Annotated in this window: 10 protein-coding genes and 1 pseudogene; 7 read left to right on the forward strand and 4 right to left on the reverse strand. The window is 37.6% G+C overall.

The window, feature by feature from the left end; genetic code table 11:
- Window positions 1-3: 3 nt before the first annotated feature.
- From glnA to uvrA, 3 genes are all read right to left on the reverse strand, one after another.
- A complete protein-coding gene (gene glnA, locus ACFIJ9_RS03975; protein ID WP_015856529.1) occupies window positions 4-1413 on the reverse strand; it encodes a type I glutamate--ammonia ligase in 1410 nt (469 codons plus the stop codon).
- Window positions 1414-1472: 59 nt separating this feature from the next.
- Window positions 1473-1811, reverse strand: a complete 339-nt coding sequence (locus ACFIJ9_RS03980) for a P-II family nitrogen regulator (RefSeq protein WP_015856528.1) — start codon at window positions 1809-1811, stop codon at window positions 1473-1475.
- A 1028-nt stretch (window positions 1812-2839) separates the two neighbouring features.
- Window positions 2840-5755, reverse strand: coding sequence for an excinuclease ABC subunit UvrA (uvrA, locus tag ACFIJ9_RS03985; protein ID WP_375635874.1), 2916 nt, complete (start codon window positions 5753-5755; stop codon window positions 2840-2842).
- A 332-nt stretch (window positions 5756-6087) separates the two neighbouring features.
- On the opposite strand from uvrA, the gene ssb reads away from it, so the two are divergent.
- From ssb to ACFIJ9_RS04020, 7 genes and pseudogenes are all read left to right on the forward strand, one after another.
- Window positions 6088-6594, forward strand: a complete 507-nt coding sequence (gene ssb / locus ACFIJ9_RS03990) for a single-stranded DNA-binding protein (RefSeq protein WP_375633841.1) — start codon at window positions 6088-6090, stop codon at window positions 6592-6594.
- Between the two features lie 228 nt (window positions 6595-6822).
- Window positions 6823-9606: a DNA gyrase subunit A gene (gyrA, locus tag ACFIJ9_RS03995; RefSeq protein ID WP_375635875.1), complete on the forward strand. Its 2784-nt coding sequence runs from the start codon at window positions 6823-6825 to the stop codon at window positions 9604-9606.
- 24 nt (window positions 9607-9630) lie between these two features.
- Window positions 9631-10150 (forward strand): annotated as a pseudogene (gene coaD / locus ACFIJ9_RS04000) (pantetheine-phosphate adenylyltransferase).
- Entirely contained in the window at window positions 10140-10733 is a 594-nt protein-coding gene (locus ACFIJ9_RS04005; protein WP_375635876.1) for a peptidylprolyl isomerase, read from the forward strand. The pseudogene coaD and the gene ACFIJ9_RS04005 overlap by 11 nt, the downstream one beginning before the upstream one ends.
- Window positions 10734-10751: 18 nt before the next feature.
- Window positions 10752-11264: a peptidylprolyl isomerase gene (locus tag ACFIJ9_RS04010; protein ID WP_375635877.1), complete on the forward strand. Its 513-nt coding sequence runs from the start codon at window positions 10752-10754 to the stop codon at window positions 11262-11264.
- Between the two features lie 1446 nt (window positions 11265-12710).
- On the forward strand, window positions 12711-13829 hold the full coding sequence (tgt, locus tag ACFIJ9_RS04015; protein ID WP_375635878.1) for a tRNA guanosine(34) transglycosylase Tgt: 1119 nt from the start codon (window positions 12711-12713) through the stop codon (window positions 13827-13829).
- A 1298-nt stretch (window positions 13830-15127) separates the two neighbouring features.
- The gene (locus ACFIJ9_RS04020; protein ID WP_375635879.1) at window positions 15128-16327 is read left to right on the forward strand and encodes an MFS transporter; all 1200 of its coding nucleotides are present in this window, start codon (window positions 15128-15130) and stop codon (window positions 16325-16327) included.
- A 43-nt stretch (window positions 16328-16370) separates the two neighbouring features.
- On the opposite strand, the gene ACFIJ9_RS04025 is transcribed toward ACFIJ9_RS04020, so the two are convergent.
- Window positions 16371-17798, reverse strand: coding sequence for an MFS transporter (locus ACFIJ9_RS04025; protein WP_375635880.1), 1428 nt, complete (start codon window positions 17796-17798; stop codon window positions 16371-16373).
- Window positions 17799-17860: the final 62 nt, after the last annotated feature.

The following is a 17860-nucleotide window of genomic DNA, read 5'->3' on the forward strand; positions in this document are numbered from 1 at the left end:
TGTTTAAACAGAATAGTACATGTCAAATTCAACAGGATGGGGTGTTGTTTCGTAGCGCAAGACTTCTTGCATCTTTACTTGAATGAAGGAATTAATCTGATCATCATCAAAAACGTCGCCAGCTTTAAGAAAGCCACGATCTTTGTCAAGTGCTTCAAGCGCTTCACGCAGACTTCCTGAAACAGTAGGGATTTCTTTGAGTTCTTTTAAGGGAAGATCATAAAGATCTTTATCCATAGCATGTCCGGGATGAATTTTGTTTTTGATGCCATCAAGACCAGCCATTAAAAGTGCTGCAAATGCCAAATAGGGATTTGCTGTTGGGTCTGGAAAACGAACTTCTACGCGTTTTGAATTTGGTGAGGAGCTCATTGGGATACGGCAAGATGCAGAACGATTACGTGCTGAATAGGCAAGAAGAACAGGGGCTTCATAACCAGGAACCAAACGTTTATAGGAGTTTGTGGATGGGTTGGTAAAAGCATTGATTGCTTTTGCGTGCTTAATAACACCACCGATAAAAAATAAACAGGTTTCTGATAGTCCGGCATATTCATTTCCTGCAAAAATGGGTTTGCCATCTTTCCAAATGGAGATGTGAACATGCATTCCAGAGCCGTTATCACCAAAAACTGGTTTTGGCATGAAGGTTGCTGTTTTCCCATAACTGTTTGCTATTTGATGTACAACATATTTAAAAATTTGCATCTTGTCAGCCTCGCGAACGAGTGTATCAAAACGAATACCCAATTCATGTTGGCCTGCTGCTACTTCGTGATGGTGTTTTTCGACCTGTACGCCCATATCTTTGAGTGCTGTGAGCATTTCAGAACGCATATCTTGGCAGGAATCAATCGGCGGAACAGGAAGGTAGCCCCCCTTTATTCGTGGGCGATGTCCTAGATTGCCTGTTTCATATTCCGTATCATCATTGGAGGGAAGTTCACTTGAATCGAGTTTAAACCCTGTATTGTAAGGATCCGTTTTATAGCGCACATCATCAAAGATAAAAAACTCTGCTTCTGGACCTACATTGATTGTATCTCCAATGCCTAAAGATTTCATATAAACCTCAGCCCTTTTGGCAATAGAACGAGGATCTCTACGATAAAATTCACCAGAGACAGGATCAAGTACATTACAAAATATGACCAAAGTAGATTGAGCAAAAAAAGGATCAATATGTGCTGTTTCTGGATCTGGCATTAAAACCATGTCAGATTCATTAATTGTTTTCCAACCAGCAATTGAAGAACCATCAAACATGACACCATCACTAAAAGTATCTTCGCTGATCTCTGCGATATCCATTGTAATGTGATGCAATTTTCCTCGTGGATCAGTAAAACGTAAATCAACAAAACGGATTTCGTTGTCTGTAATCTGTTTGATAATATCTGATGCGGTTGTCATATTCAATTTCCTTAATATGGCGTTGAGATAGATAAAAAAGTGAATTTTCTCGTTATTTATTAAAGGGCATCGATACCGGTTTCGTCCGTGCCTATACGAATGGCATCATCAATGGAAAAGACAAATATCTTTCCATCTCCTATATGTTTTGTTTGAGCTGCTTTACGTATTGCATCAACAGTTTGTTCTAGTTTTTCATCGGACACAACAATTTCAATCTTTACTTTAGGTAGAAAGTCAACAACATATTTCGTGCCACGATAAAGTTCTGTATGTTCCCTTTGACGACCAAAACCTTTCGCTTCTGTTACTGTAATACCATGTAACCCAATTTTTTGAAGCGCTTCTTTCACTTCATCAAGTTTGAAAGGTTTTATAATGGCTTCAATTTTTTTCATGCTGAAATTATCTCCAACGTTATTTTGTCTTTTTAGACTGCATCACATTATATTGACAACTGTAAGATGTCCAACAGATACTTTGTGCACAAAAAGTCGAAAATAATGACACTCTATACTCTTTTAGGAGAGTTTCTTTTGTAGAATAAAGTCAAATACTGTTTTTTTGGAAAAAATCTTACAATTCTTGTACAAGAATTAAAATAATATAATAAAAAAGTTTTGTTTCTTTTTTGTTAGATAATACGTTGACTTATAATGATAATTCGACGTTTTCTACACTGAATGAGAAACTCTAATAGCGTAAGATTTTCTCATTTTAGATCTTTTTATCGTCAATCAATCAAAACGATGCCTTTGTATATCATGAATAGTACGAGTGTGTGGATAAAAATATTTGAAAAAAATAAAATGCTTTTTATGAAAGCTTTCGATAACTAAAGGTTTTACAATATTAGGGAGTAGGGGAAGACAAATATTGGAAAAGATGGTGGTGTACAATAATGGATTTCTCATTATAGCATTAGGTGCCGTCGTGAAATGGGCTTGAGAGCGTTGAGAAATATTTCTTTAAAACAGATGTGTGAATTGGCAACGCAAATATATTTTGTTTGGGGCGTTTTGTCTCTTCGTGAGGAATGTGATTCCATTAAGGAACGCGATAAACAAAAGCGTGAAGCAATGGGCACTCTTTATTATAAGATACTGCTGCGGATGCCTTTGAAAATCGTAAAGATAAATTAAAAGGAGATGTAAAGATAGGAACTTAATTTATCCCCTTAAAACTTCGTATTCTTTCCAAATTGGGCTGTTTGGCCGTTTCAGATATAAAAAAACAGAGAATAAATACGCAATTATGCGCGCGTTCCTATGGGCAATACGAAAACTGAAACAGCTTATAAAGCGCTAACTTGTTTCAGTCTTTGCTTTAAACATGTTGCACCACTGGAATTTAGGTGTTGGTGTTTACAGGTAACAATAAAAGCACAGGCTTTGTTCGTATGCTGTATTTACAATGGAAAGCGTTTTTAAGAATTGGAATTATAGAGAGAGGGGCGCAGTAAAACATCTTTTAGAAATTTTCCAGTATAGGAAGCGGGAACCTTAATGATGTCTTCAGGGCGTCCAATTGCAACAATTTCGCCACCACGATCTCCACCTTCTGGTCCTAAATCAATAATCCAGTCGGCTGTCTTTATAACATCAAGGTTATGTTCAATGACTATAACTGTGTTGCCTTGCTCGACTAGTTCATGCAGCACTTCAAGAAGTTTGGAAATATCGTGAAAATGTAAACCTGTTGTTGGTTCATCCAAAATATAGAGTGTACGTCCTGTTGTTTTACGTGAAAGTTCTTTCGCAAGTTTCACACGTTGTGCTTCCCCACCAGAAAGTGTGGTTGCTTGCTGTCCTACTTTTATGTAACCTAATCCTACTTTAATGAGAGTTTCCATTTTATTATGAATAGCGGGAATAGCTTGGAAAAATTCCTCTGCCTTTTCAATTGTCATATCCAAAATATCGGCTATAGACTGTCCTTTGAATTTTATTTCTAGTGTTTCTCGATTATAGCGTTTTCCTTTACAGACATCGCAAGTAACATAGACATCGGGTAAAAAGTGCATTTCAATTTTTATGACTCCATCACCTTGACATGCTTCGCAACGTCCTCCTTTAACATTAAATGAAAAACGCCCAGCTTTATAACCACGGGCTTTTGATTCTGGAAGATCGGCAAACCACTCACGAATCGGTGTAAAAGCGCCTGTATAGGTTGCGGGATTAGAGCGTGGGGTGCGTCCAATGGGGGACTGGTTGATATCAATGACTTTATCAAGAAATTCTAATCCTTCAATTTTGTCATAGCTGGCAGGGCTGTGATGAGAGCCCATGATATGATGTGAAGCTGCTTTGAAAAGCGTTTCAATAAGAAATGTTGATTTTCCTCCTCCAGAAACACCGGTTACGCATGTGAAGGTTCCAAGAGGGATGTTCGCATTGATATTTTTGAGGTTATTTCCCTTGGCGCCGATGATTTTAAGTGTTTTCATTTTTGATATTTTGCGTCGCTCAGCGGGTATTTTAACAGCCATTTTTCCTGAAAGGTATTGCCCTGTGAGAGAGGCTGAATTTTCTATAATTTCCTGTGGTGTCCCTTGCGCTATGATTTCTCCACCATGAACGCCCGCGGCAGGGCCCATATCGACAACATAATCTGCTGTGAGAATAGCATCTTCATCATGTTCAACAACAATAACTGTATTGCCAAGATTGCGTAAATGACGCAGCATTTCCAAAAGGCGTTCATTATCGCGTTGGTGTAAACCGATAGATGGTTCATCTAAAATATAAAGAACGCCTGTAAGACCAGAACCAATTTGGGATGCTAACCGAATGCGTTGGCTTTCTCCACCTGAAAGCGTTCCTGAATTTCGAGACAAGGTAAGATATTCCAATCCTACATGATTTAAAAAAGCTAAGCGTTCGCGAATTTCTTTTAAAATACGTATGGCGATATTACGTTGTTTTTCTGTGAGATATTGATGAATATTGGCAAACCAATCATCTGCCTTTAGAATAGAAAGATCTGATATTTGCCCAATATGCATTCCGTGGATTTTTACAGCAAGTGCCTCTGGTTTTAAACGATAACCATGACAAGCTGGGCAAGGCGAAGAAGACATATAACGTTCGATTTCTTCTCGAGACCAAGCAGAATCGGTTTCTTTCCAGCGTCTCTCCATATTGGGGATGATTCCTTCAAAAGGTTGGGTCGTTTTATGCGAACCAGAATTATTTTTATAGATAAAAGAAATTTCATCTTTTTTTGTACCGTAGAGAATAGCCTGTTGTGCTTCATTAGAGAGTTCACACCATTGATCTGTGAGTTTGAAACCGTAAGCTTTTCCTAATGCTTCTAAGGTTTGTCTATAATAAAGTGAATCCGATTTAGCCCAAGGAGCAATAGCTCCATTCTTTAGGGTAAGATTTTTATTTGGCACAATTTTTAGTGGATCCACTGCCTTTTTGATACCCAATCCATCGCAGAGAGGACAGGCCCCAAAAGGATTATTGAACGAAAAAAGGCGAGGTTCAATTTCAGGAATAGAAAAACCAGATATAGGGCAGGAAAACTTTTCTGAGAAAATGAGCCGTTTGTGTGTATCATTTTTTGATTTATGAGCAGATTCTTTTGTCGTTTCTTTTTGTGTCAAAGGTTGGTCTGCCATTTCAGCTATGGCAAGTCCATTTGCTAGTTGTAAACAGGTTTCTATACTATCAGCCAAGCGAGAGGTGATATCCTTTTGTACAACAATGCGGTCTACCACGACATCTATGTCATGTTTATACTTTTTATCAAGAGGTGGAATGTCAGGGATTTCATAAAATTCGCCATCAACTTTAGCTCGTTGAAATCCTCTTTTTAAAAGTTCTATTAGCTCTTTTTTATATTCTCCCTTTCGTCCTCGCACCAAGGGTGCCATAATAAAAATTCGTGTTCCTTCTGGTAAGGACATAATTTGATCCACCATTTGGCTTACGGTCTGGCTTTCAATAGGAAGTCCTGTCGCTGGAGAATGAGGAATACCAATACGTGCAAAGAGAAGACGCATGTAGTCGTGGATTTCAGTAACGGTACCTACCGTTGAACGAGGATTGCGACTGGTTGTTTTTTGTTCAATGGAGATAGCTGGAGAGAGACCGTCTATGCGGTCTACATCGGGTTTTTGCATGACTTCCAAAAATTGGCGTGCATAGGCTGAAAGGCTTTCGACATAGCGGCGTTGTCCTTCAGCGTAAATTGTATCAAAAGCTAAGGATGATTTTCCTGATCCGGAAAGTCCTGTTATAACAATAAGTTTGTCACGAGGCAGATCGAGATCAATATTTTTAAGGTTATGCTCACGTGCACCGCGAATGGAGATATATTTTTGATAAGTCATATTTTATCCTTGGCATATGTGACAAAAACTGAGCGCCTAAAATGGAATAAAACTGTTTTTTAGAATTACAATGTGTTTAACTGCTTTAATGTTAAAGGAAGGTATAAGTTTTGTGAAAAGAAAAATACAAATAAGCAGCTTTTTATTCTCTCGTGGTGGAATAAACTATGCGTCTTTATCATCTTTTGTTATAATTACACGGATACAATATTGGGAAAGGATAGCAATATCCATATTGAAGGTCAATTGCAGACATGTAAATTGAAGGTCGAGATGGTTATAACTGTTATAAAACAGAGTATTTTACGAATTAAAATTTTGGAGTTTATGCGATGGCTGGTAGCCTTAATAAAGTTATTTTGATTGGTAATCTTGGTGCGGATCCTGAAATCCGCCGTTTGAATTCTGGTGACCAAGTGGCAAATTTGCGTATTGCTACTTCAGAAAGTTGGCGTGATCGGAATACAAATGAGCGAAAAGAACGCACTGAGTGGCATAATATTGTTATTTTTAATGAAAACCTTGTCAAAGTTGCAGAGCAATATTTAAAAAAAGGCAGCAAAATTTACATTGAGGGGCAGTTACAGACACGAAAATGGCAAGATCAAAATGGAAATGACCGTTATACAACAGAGGTTGTTTTGCAAAAGTACCGTGGCGAATTACAAATGCTTGATGGGCGGGGAGCCGCGGGCGGGGAGCAAGGAGCAAGTCAAGGGGGGAGTTATAGTGGTGGCTTTGCCGATAGTAACTCAAATCAGAGAAATACGTTTGGTCAAAATAATAATCAATTGGGAGAAAATTTTTCACACAAATTAGATGATGACGTACCTTTTTAAGAGTCTTTATTTGTCGTATTATGATTACTTTATGATTTGTTTGTTTCAGATTTTTGAAGTTTAGCGAAGTGAAAATTGTTGATTATTATTGGTAATTTTAACATAAATTAATAACATATTGAAAAATATTGTTAAATTTCTTTTTTGTCATGGGGGAGAAATTAGCATTTTGGTGTATTTTTCGATATAAATAAAGTGAAATGATTCTTTTTTGAAAGTTTTAAAATTGTGACCGATCTTACTCCACACCCAGAACGTGATGTGCTAACCGGTATTGAACCAATCAGTATTATTGATGAAATGCAACGCTCCTATCTCGATTATGCGATGAGCGTGATTGTTTCACGTGCACTCCCTGATGTTCGTGATGGTCTTAAGCCTGTTCATCGACGTATCCTTCATGCTATGAATGAGATGGGGCTTTCTTTCAATAAGTCATATCGTAAATCTGCTGGTGTTGTTGGTGAGGTTATGGGGAAATTCCATCCCCATGGTGATGCTTCAATTTATGATGCTTTAGTGCGTATGGCGCAGGACTTTTCTTTAAGAAATCCATTGATTGATGGTCAAGGAAATTTTGGTTCCGTTGATGGTGATCCACCCGCGGCCATGCGCTATACTGAGTGTCGTTTAGAAAAAGTTTCAGAAGAACTTTTAGCTGATATCGATAAAGATACTGTTGATTTTCAGGATAATTACGATGGGCGTGAGCGTGAACCGGTTGTCTTACCAGCGCGTTTTCCCAATCTTTTGGTTAATGGGTCAGGGGGGATTGCTGTGGGAATGGCGACCAATATTCCTCCCCATAATCTTGGTGAAATCGTTGATGGTTGTATCGCTTTGATTGACAATCCCGATATCACACTCGATAAAATAATTGAAATTATTCCTGGTCCGGATTTTCCTACAGGAGGCATTATCCTCGGCCATTCTGGTGTTCGTGCAGCTTATGAAACAGGGCGTGGCTCAATCATTATGCGTGCTAAAGTTGAGATCGAAGAAATTCGCAGTGGTCGACAAGCAATTATTGTGAGTGAGATCCCTTATCAAGTTAATAAGGCAACGATGATTGAGAAAATGGCCGAATTGGTGCGCGATAAACGCATTGAGGGAATCTCTGATTTGCGTGACGAATCTGATCGTGATGGGTATCGGGTTGTTATTGAGCTAAAGAAAGATGTCGTTGCGGAAGTTGTTTTAAACCAATTATATCGGTATACGCCGCTACAAACTTCCTTTGGTTGTAATATGGTTGCTTTGAATGGGGGAAAACCCGAACAGATGACGTTGCTTGATATGCTTCGTGCATTTGTTTCATTTCGGGAAGAAGTTGTCAGTCGGCGAACAAAATATCTTTTGCGTAAAGCGCGTGAGCGAGCACATGTTTTGGTTGGTCTTGCCCTTGCTGTTGCCAATATTGATGAAATTATAGCACTTATTCGCAAAGCTCCTGATCCGCAGACAGCACGTGCACAGTTAATGGAGCGACGCTGGCCAGCAATGGATGTCGCGCCTTTGATTAAACTTATTGATGATCCTCGTCATATTATTCATGAGGATGGTACTTATAATCTCTCTGAAGAACAGGCGCGTGCTATTTTAGAATTGCGTTTGCAACGATTGACAGCCCTTGGGCGTGATGAAATCGCTGATGAATTGAATAAAATTGGCGTGGATATCGCTGACTATCTTGATATCTTGGCATCACGCGTACGCATTATGTGTATTGTTAAGAATGAGTTGAGTGCTCTTCGTGAGGAATTTGCAACGCCGCGACGTACCGTATTTGGTTTTGGTAGCGCTGAGATGGAGAGTGAAGATCTGATCGCACCAGAGGATATGGTGGTAACGGTGAGTCATAGTGGCTATATTAAACGTGTGCCTCTTAATACCTATCGTGCACAGCGACGTGGTGGTAAGGGGCGTTCTGGTATGTCCACGAAGGATGAGGATTTTGTAACGCGATTGTTTGTTGCCAATACGCATACTCCGGTTCTTTTCTTTTCATCACGTGGGATTGTTTATAAGGAAAAAGTTTGGCGATTGCCGCTGGGGACACCCCAATCGCGTGGGCGGGCTTTGATCAATATGCTTCCCTTACAACAAGGTGAGCGTATTACAACGATTATGCCTTTGCCTGAAGATGAAGCGAGCTGGAGTGCATTGGATGTTATGTTTGCGACGACACGTGGAACTGTGCGTCGTAATAAATTATCAGATTTCATTCAAGTTAATCGTAATGGTAAAATTGCAATGAAACTTGATGAAGAAGATGAAATTCTTTCTGTTGAAACCTGTACAGAACATGATGATGTTGTTCTAACAACAGCTAATGGACAATGTATCCGTTTTCCAGTTGTTGATGTTCGTGTCTTTGCTGGGCGTAATTCTGTGGGAGTTCGTGGTATCAATTTAGCTAAAGGCGATAAAGTCATTTCGATGACAATTTTGGAGCATGTCGAGGCGACGTCCATTGAGCGTTCTGCTTATATTAAACGTGTAATGAATGAACGGCGTGCTTCTGGTGCAGATGCTGATGTTGAAGATATTGTAACTCTTGATGAGGAAGATGGGGGTGCTGAAACAGAGTTAACAGATGAACGTTATACAGAACTTCATGCACGTGAACAAATGCTTTTGACGGTGAGTGAGTTTGGTTATGGTAAACGCTCTTCGTCCTATGAGTTCCGGATTTCCGGACGTGGCGGAAAAGGGATTCGTGCAACGGATCCATCTAAAACAGCTGAAATTGGTAAATTAGTAGCGGCTTTTCCGGTGAAGGCGCAAGATCAAATTATGTTGGTATCAGATGGAGGACAGCTTATTCGTGTTCCTGTTGAGGGAATTCGTACTGCTGGGCGCTCAACTAAGGGAGTCACAATTTTTAATACAGCCAAAGGTGAAAGAGTCGTATCGGTTGAACGTATTTCTGAACCTGAAGATGATACGAGTTCATTAGATGATGAAGGTGAGAAGCATTCTGATACAGTTGATATGAGCGAAGAAAAATAATTTTGAAGAGGATGGAGTAAAATCATGAAAATTGCTCTTTACGCAGGTTCTTTTGATCCTCTTACAAATGGTCATCTTGATGTTTTGAAAGGGTGTTTTGTGTTAGCTGATAAGGTGGTCGTCGCTATAGGGATACAGGCTGACAAAAAAACACTCTTTAGCTTTGAAGAGCGTGTTGATTTCATTACGCAGGTAGGGAAAGACTTTTTTGGTGCGGATTCTAATCGATTGCAGGTTCTTTCCTTTAGCAACCTTCTAATTGAGAAGGCGCGTGAAGTTGGTGCTTCATTTCTCATTCGTGGATTGCGTGATGGTACTGATCTTGATTATGAAATGCAAATGGCAGGGATGAATGGCGTTATGGCTCCTGAATTGCAAACTGTTTTTTTGCCGGCAAGCGTTTCTGGGCGTGCAATAACTTCTACATTGGTACGCCAAATTGCCTCTATGGGAGGTGATGTAACACCATTTGTACCGCCCAATATTGCACAAGCTTTGAGCTCGAAATTCCAATCTTTTAGGGGAGAATAATTGTGTCTCGTAGAATTTTTGCTGTTTTGTTATGTGTGTTTTGTTTTTTTTCATTGTCCGCTGTCGCCGGTAATTCTAGTCCAGCGAGTGATGCAAGCCTTCTTGTTTTATCTCTCAAAGATGGTGATGTCATTATTCGTCTGCGTCCTGATTTGGCGCCAAAACATGTTGCGCAAATTAAAAGATTAACAGAAGAGGGGGCCTATAATAATGTTGTATTTCATCGCGTTATTCCTAATTTCATGGCACAAACTGGTGATGTAAAGTTTGGAAAAAAAGGCAGTAGAGATTTTGATCTGAAACGCGTTGGTATGGGTGGCTCAAATTATCCCAATATACCGGCAGAGTTTTCAAAGCAGCCGTTTAAGCGTGGTACTGTTGGGATGGCACGGTCACAAGATCCGGATTCCGCGAATTCTCAATTCTTCATTTGTTTTGATGATGCTGCTTTTTTAAATGGTCAGTATACGGTTGTTGGAGAGGTTATAAAGGGGATGGATGTTGTTGATAAAATAAAAAAAGGTACGACAAGCAATAATGGATCTGTAAAAAATCCTGATGTTATTAATGCTGCTACTTTACAAGTTGAGAAATGAATCAAAGGAGCTTTCCATATGGCTGAGAATAAAAATCCAGAGAATACTTTAATTCTTGAAACAACAAAGGGTAGAGTTGTTATTGATCTTTTGGCTGATTTAGCGCCTTGTCATGTTGCACGTATTAAAGAACTGGTACGTGAAGGTGCTTATGATAATGTTATTTTCCATCGCGTTATTGATGGTTTTATGGCGCAAACTGGGGATGTGCAATTTGGAAAGAAGGATAGTGAAAAATTCAATTTATCACGTGCGGGTATGGGGGGGGCAGAAAAACCAAATTTAACAGCAGAGTTTTCAAATCTTTCTCATAAGCGTGGTACAGTTTCTATGGCACGTAGTCAGAATCCAAATTCTGCTAATTCTCAGTTTTTTATTTGTTTTGCAGATGCTCCGTGGCTTGATCGTCAATATTCCATATGGGGGCAGGTTGTTGAAGGTATGGAAAATGTTGATAAAATTAAACGTGGTGAACCTGTTGCAGATCCAGATTCAATTACCAAAGCCGTTATTGCTGCGGATGCAAAATAGTGTAAATTATACTGATTTCAATTGTAAGTTTCTAAGAAAAAATACTCTTTTCTGATCAATAAAGGCACACAAAACTTTTTTGTAGTATCACGCTTACCTTTTATAATTTCGAGCTAAGAATTGTCCATATATTTCCTTCAATCGGATCTTCCTGAAGAGTATAATGCAAAGGATTTGTACAAACACCTGTCAGAATAAGAAAACGCAAAGTCTGTTGTGTTATGGTTGTTGTTTGGAAAAGTGTTTTATAAAAAATTCGGCATTTCTCTTCAATTCATTGTCGGTCTATTAATGGTTTTATGATGTTACTTTCCTGAGAGAGCGTGTGCTTTTGTTGCTGCTTGTAAATCAACATCCAATCCTAATGTAGCAGCATGTTTGAAACACATATTAATACGGATAAGAGCCTTACTAGCTGCTCCAGTTTTCCTAGCAAGGTAGGAAAACAGCTTTTATATTATATATCATTGGTGTAATCTTTAAAACAAGAAGACAGTTTAATCTTAGAAGAATATAAAGGCGCAGAGGTGAAACAAATGGCTAGTCTTGCCATCTCCTTTTTAATTCAGCTTTACTTTTTTAAAAAGTATCTAAAGCAATATCATTTAAATAATGAAGGTTATGCATAGCCTTACGCTTTTATTTTTCTCGCTTTTTAATAGAGGAACGTTCCAAACGGAATATACTTATGTTGCATATTTACGTGTTTTTTAAGAAGCATTTCTCAGTGCATATCAACATTCACTTCCACAATGACGTTTATGGCGTTTATAGTTTTAAAGCTATAATAGTATAAATCTATTATGCACTACCATCTTTAAAGCTTGTGAAGGAGCAAGAGCGGGTACCATCATACGCTTTTTCAGCCTCTAATGTTACGATAGAGTTTTTGGTATTTGAGAATCTTTACAAAAAGCATTTTTAGTTTTTTTAAGTGTTTTTATTACACGTTAATTTTTTTTGTGAATTATCTCAATATTGTGAGGGGATAAATGATTATGCTCATTTGCGCTTTTATTAAGCGTGAGGATCGCCGTGCCCAGTAGATGAAAAATTTTTATCTGTAAAAGTAAAGAATATTGTAAGCTGTACAATGCGTTCAGATTTTTCTTCTATGCGTACAAAGTTACTGCTTATGGAAGTATGTGAAGATGAGATTATTGTGATAATAATTTTGCAGTTCTATTAAGGATTTAGTGCGTTAAGCGTAGGTATTTTGAGGTATGATATTATAAAGATTTTACTATTTTTCTGGAGCTAGATTATCACTTTATTATGGTGATTTCTTAACAAGAAATGTTCTTTTATCTCGTTTAATTTTTTATGCTGGTTACAATATTGAGCGAATCAAAAATTAATTCATAAAGCTTATGACAATGCTCGTAAGGGGATACCTTTTTTCTTTCTATAGAGATATGCATTGATGGAATCAAAAAGACGAGAGTTATGATAAAGACATTTCATTATAGAAAAATTGCTCAAGATGGGTATGCACGTCGAGGCGAAATTATAACGGGGCGAGGATGTGTTCGTACACCCGCATTTATGCCTGTTGGAACGGCGGGAACCGTTAAGGCTATGTATATGGATCAGATACGTGATCTTGGTGCAGATATCATTTTAGGGAATACTTATCATTTAATGTTACGTCCAGGAGCTGAACGTGTTGCGCGTTTGGGAGGATTACATGAATTTTCACGCTGGAGTGGACCTATTTTAACCGATTCTGGTGGCTTTCAGGTTATGTCATTGGCGGGAATCCGTAAAATTACTGAACAAGGTGTGATTTTTCGCTCTTACATTAATGGAGCTTACTATGAAATGAGTCCAGAGCGTTCTATCGAAATTCAAGAACTTCTTGGTGCGGATATCCAGATGCAGTTAGATCAATGTATTGCATTACCTGCAACTGAAAAAGAAATGGAAGAAGCTATGGAACTTTCATTGCGGTGGGCGCAGCGTTGTAAAACAGCTTTTGGAGATCAGCCAGATAAAGCATTGTTTGGGATTGTTCAAGGTGGTGATAATATGAAACTGCGTGAACGTTCTGCTCAAGCATTAAAAGAAATGGATTTAAAAGGTTACGCTATTGGAGGGCTTGCTGTTGGTGAGCCGCAGAGTGTTATGACAGCAGTATTGGATACTACTTGTCCGATTTTACCAGAGGATAAACCACGCTATCTTATGGGAGTAGGAACACCTGATGATATTTTACAAAGTGTTGCTCGTGGTGTTGATATGTTTGATTGTGTTATGCCGACGCGTGCAGGACGTCATGGTTTAGCTTTTACCCGCTTTGGTAGAATTAATTTGCGTAATGCGCGTTATGCAGAAGATCCACATCCTCTTGATTCGCAGTCACTTTGTCCAGCAGCACATGATTATAGTTGTGCTTATTTGCATCATTTGATCAAATCTGGTGAATCTCTTGGGGGTATGTTGTTGACTTGGAATAATCTTTTTTATTATCAACAACTGATGCAGGGAATTCGTGATGCCATTGAAGAAGGCTGTTATGCTGATTTTTGCGCTGAAACTCGTGCGCTATGGGCACAAGGACGCTAAAATATTAATCGTAATATAACGTTTCATTTTTTTATTGAATTTATTCTTGCACTTACAAATTTAGCTAAAAATATGAAATTAGAAACACCTTCCAAAATTATAAATTCCACTATCCTAAGATATAGCAGTGCGGTTTTATAGGGCATATATTCTTTTTCTAATTACTATATAAAACAGAAACTGTTACTCCGGTACGCGCTACCTGATCCGGAGAAAAACAGTTTATTTCTGTTTCTGATGACTTTTTAAAGCAACAATGTTAATGAGGCGTTAGCGAACTCTTAAAGAAGTATGAAAATTGTATTTTTATGAGCTAATTTGTGTTTTTTATTACTAAAGGTAAAGAATGGGTTATATACAACCGTATAGATAAATTTTAGAAAATTAAAAGAAAACTAAGCTAAGATTATAACATTTTAAATATTATAATTGTATATTTTAAGTTTTCATTATTTTAATATCTTAATATAAGTATTACTTACAATAGATTTATATAATATTATTAATATATAAAATAAAAAAATTTGTTATATCATAAAAATGTAAACATTAATCACGATAATTACCATATTTATAAAATATAGATAAATATATTAAAATAAAACTTATTATATTTGTTTTCTGCTCTGTTTATAGAATTTATCTGAAAATAAGCATATATATTTACGTGAATATTTTAATTTAAAGATAATGAGTTAGATATCTGATGCGATTCCTCTGTTAGAGGAGGGAGGGGTAAAGCTGCCTAAAAGAGGATATTTAATAAATCTAGAAACCAAGCACTATTATCATGAGAGTTTTTAAAGGATTCTATAATAATTTATAAGAATGGCGTAAAGTTGAAATTATAGCTTATCAATTTGGATGATCTGCATTTAGATAACAAAAATAATGCAACAATAATTTTGTGAGAAGTTTTATTTTTGTATCAAGATAATGATGAGATGTGGTTCACTTGTTTGAAGTGCATTATTCGACAAATTTTAGAATTATTTATAGGGTATAGGATATCGTTGCAAAATAAAGGTTTTACTGTAAAATCGGAACTGCTGAAAAGAGGAGACAAATTTTATTATCTGGCAGATTCGATAAAAATAGGTGAATACATCTATAACTTTGAGGTTTTCAAAGATTTTCCGTTAAAGAACTTACTTAAAACTCCATAAAATGCTTTATATATCAAAATATTTCTAAAACTTTATTGGGGACTATTGGGCATGCGTATAACAATGTTTTGAATTTTTGTTTGTGTATATTACAGATATCTACAGTTAAAACTCTTATCCAGAAGTGATGATATGAGGGATTCTTATAAACAAAAAGTTCTTGCATTGGGAATTGATTCGAGAATACGGCGTTTAATAATTTTAGCTCTTGCCGTGGGGAGTTTTGCTATTGGTACTGCAGAGTTTGTTGCAATGGGGCTACTGCCAGAGATGGCACGAAGTTCATATGTTGATATTCCTACCGCTGGTCAATATATTTCTGCTTATGCATTAGGAGTTGTGATTGGAGCACCTCTTTTAGCTGTGGCAACAGCTCAGGTATCACGCAAAACTGTTTTGATAGGATTGATGCTTTTTTATGCTTTAGCAAATATTGCTAGTGCCTTTGTTTCTGATTTTAGCATATTAGTAGTATTACGCTTTCTCAGTGGACTTCCCCATGGAATCTATTTTGGACTTGCGGCTATGGTTGCCTCTTCAATGGTAGAAATGAAAGAACGTTCTAAAGCTGTTGGATATGTTATGCTTGGCTTAACAATTGCAACCGTTTTGGGAGCACCCAGTGCTACTTGGATTGGTCAACTTATTGGTTGGCAGATTGCTTTTGTCCTTGTTGGTATGATTGCTTTATTATGTTGTTTGCTTATTTGGAATTTTTTGCCTTGTGATTTAAGTTTTCCAAAAACGAATCCTTTGCACGAAATGGGTGCATTAAAGCAAAAGCAGGTATGGCTTCTTTTGTTTATGGTTTCGGTGGGAGCGTCAGGATTATTTTCTGTTTTCACTTATATCAAGTCAACATTAATGCATATTTCTGGTGTTTCACTTGAGTGGGTACCATTTATCATGCCGCTAGTTGGATTGGGAATGGTGGTAGGAAATCTCTTGGGGCCTAAATTAGCTGTTAAAATTGGTATTTCGCCGATGATATTTTTTTCTATGCTTTGGAGCGTATTTGTTTTTTTTCTTTTTTTCTTTTTATCCTATGCTCCGTTAACAGCGGCAGTAGGATGCTTTTTTGTTGGGACTTCTTTTGCTGCTATGCCTTCTATACAAACAAAAATTATGGATGTTGCACTACAGGGACAGATTTTGGCAGGAGCATTAATGCAGTCTGCTTTTAATATTGCCAACGCTCTTGGTGCAGAATCTGGAGCATTAGTTTTAAAATTGGGCTATAGTTATGAATATACAGCTATTTTAGGAAGTGTTCTGACTTTGTGTGGATTAATGATTTTTTGCGTCTCATGGTATATGGAGAAGCATACTTAACATTTCTTTTAACTATTAAGAGAAAAAATATTTTTTTATTTATTTAGTTATTTGATTGTCCTGTTGGGTTTTTTAATATGCGATAGGAAACGCGTAGAGCAAATGGAATACCAAGACAAAATAAAAGACCGATGAGTACGACAAGAAGAGTCTTGGCGGCTGAAATCATTCCTACTATTCCTCCAGGATTAAAGAGACCAGCAAAATTGGTGATTGTTCCTGCAAGTGTTGCACTTAACGCGGCTGAAAATAGCTGTACAGAGGTAAGGGATTCGCTAGCACGTAGAGTATCTTCATTGTTTGCACATTGTAAGATCCGTGTTAACAAATGCGGCCACGCTATGCCTGCGCTAATCCCGATAGAAAACAATGCTAAGCAAATGATAAAAATATGTTCAGATGTAGAATCTTTTATTGGAATGAGCCATAAAAGACTGCTTATACCGAAAAGGCTTAATATGGGGGAATACACAATAATGCTGCGAACTTTTTTTGCGGATATACCAGCACTTGATAGAGAACCGCATGTCCAGCCTAAGCTCATGAGTGACGCTATATAACCAGCAATAAGTGGGGCTTGTCCATGAAGCTCTTGAAGAAAAAGTGGAAAATAAAGCTCTACGCTATACACGACTGTCGTCATAACGAGTATCAATGCATAAATAGAAAAAAACTCAGAAGAGAAGGAAAAGGATTTATGCGGTAACATGGGATGAAGTGTGGATGATTCGATCTTTGCTAGAACAAAGAAAAGGGTTAATCCAATAACTAATCCGCAAATTTGCGCAATTGTGGTATTTATAGCACTACCAGCAGAAATAATAAAAATTAATAAGATGAGTATGGAGAGTTGTAGGAGAGGAAAAGGGGATGTTGGAATCTCTCTTTCATTTTCTTTTGGTAAAACTTTAAGAGCTATGAGCAAGAAGATTATCGCTAATATGCCGATAACCCAAAAGGATGCTCTCCATACGCCATAATGTACAGAAATGCCACCGATAGCTGGTCCTAACAAGGTTGATATTCCCCACATTCCAGAGATGATACTCAATGCATGTGACCATACAGATGGACTAAAAACAAGACGCACCATAGAATAGGATAGGGATAGTAAAGAGCCGCTTCCAAATCCTTGAATAAAGCGCCCTATTAAAAATAATGGCATAGCCGAAGCTGTAGCACATATGAAGGTACCAAAAGTAAAAATAAAACCAGAGATCACATAAGCTTTGCGAGGACCTGTTTTCTCTAATATTTTTGTTGCAAGCGAAGTCCCAAGGAGCGACGCTGTAATAAAAACAGTTGCCACCCAAGAATAATACAGTCCATCGCCAAGATCACTCATAAGAGAGGGTAAAATAGTAATAACCACATAAACGTTAGTAGCGTGCAACACTACACCGCCTATAAACGTTAAAAAGCGAATACCATTTTTACCTAATAAAAGTGCAGACCAGCTTTTTTTTTTCACTGTTTTTGCTATTCAGTAAAGAGTTGACCTTTTTTATTTATAAGGCAGTTATCTGAATTTGC

The organism is Bartonella sp. MR90HLJMH, assembly GCF_042194115.1.
Taxonomy (GTDB): domain Bacteria; phylum Pseudomonadota; class Alphaproteobacteria; order Rhizobiales; family Rhizobiaceae; genus Bartonella; species Bartonella grahamii.

Excerpts from the sequence above, each read along its gene's own strand:
- glnA (WP_015856529.1), bottom strand. The coding sequence starts at position 1,413 with ATGACAACCGCATCAGATATTATCAAACAGATTACAGACAACGAAATC.
- ACFIJ9_RS03980 (WP_015856528.1), bottom strand. The coding sequence starts at position 1,811 with ATGAAAAAAATTGAAGCCATTATAAAACCTTTCAAACTTGATGAAGTG.
- uvrA (WP_375635874.1), bottom strand. The coding sequence starts at position 5,755 with ATGACTTATCAAAAATATATCTCCATTCGCGGTGCACGTGAGCATAAC.
- ssb (WP_375633841.1), top strand. The coding sequence starts at position 6,088 with ATGGCTGGTAGCCTTAATAAAGTTATTTTGATTGGTAATCTTGGTGCG.
- ACFIJ9_RS04010 (WP_375635877.1), top strand. The coding sequence starts at position 10,752 with ATGGCTGAGAATAAAAATCCAGAGAATACTTTAATTCTTGAAACAACA.
- tgt (WP_375635878.1), top strand. The coding sequence starts at position 12,711 with ATGATAAAGACATTTCATTATAGAAAAATTGCTCAAGATGGGTATGCA.
- ACFIJ9_RS04020 (WP_375635879.1), top strand. The coding sequence starts at position 15,128 with ATGAGGGATTCTTATAAACAAAAAGTTCTTGCATTGGGAATTGATTCG.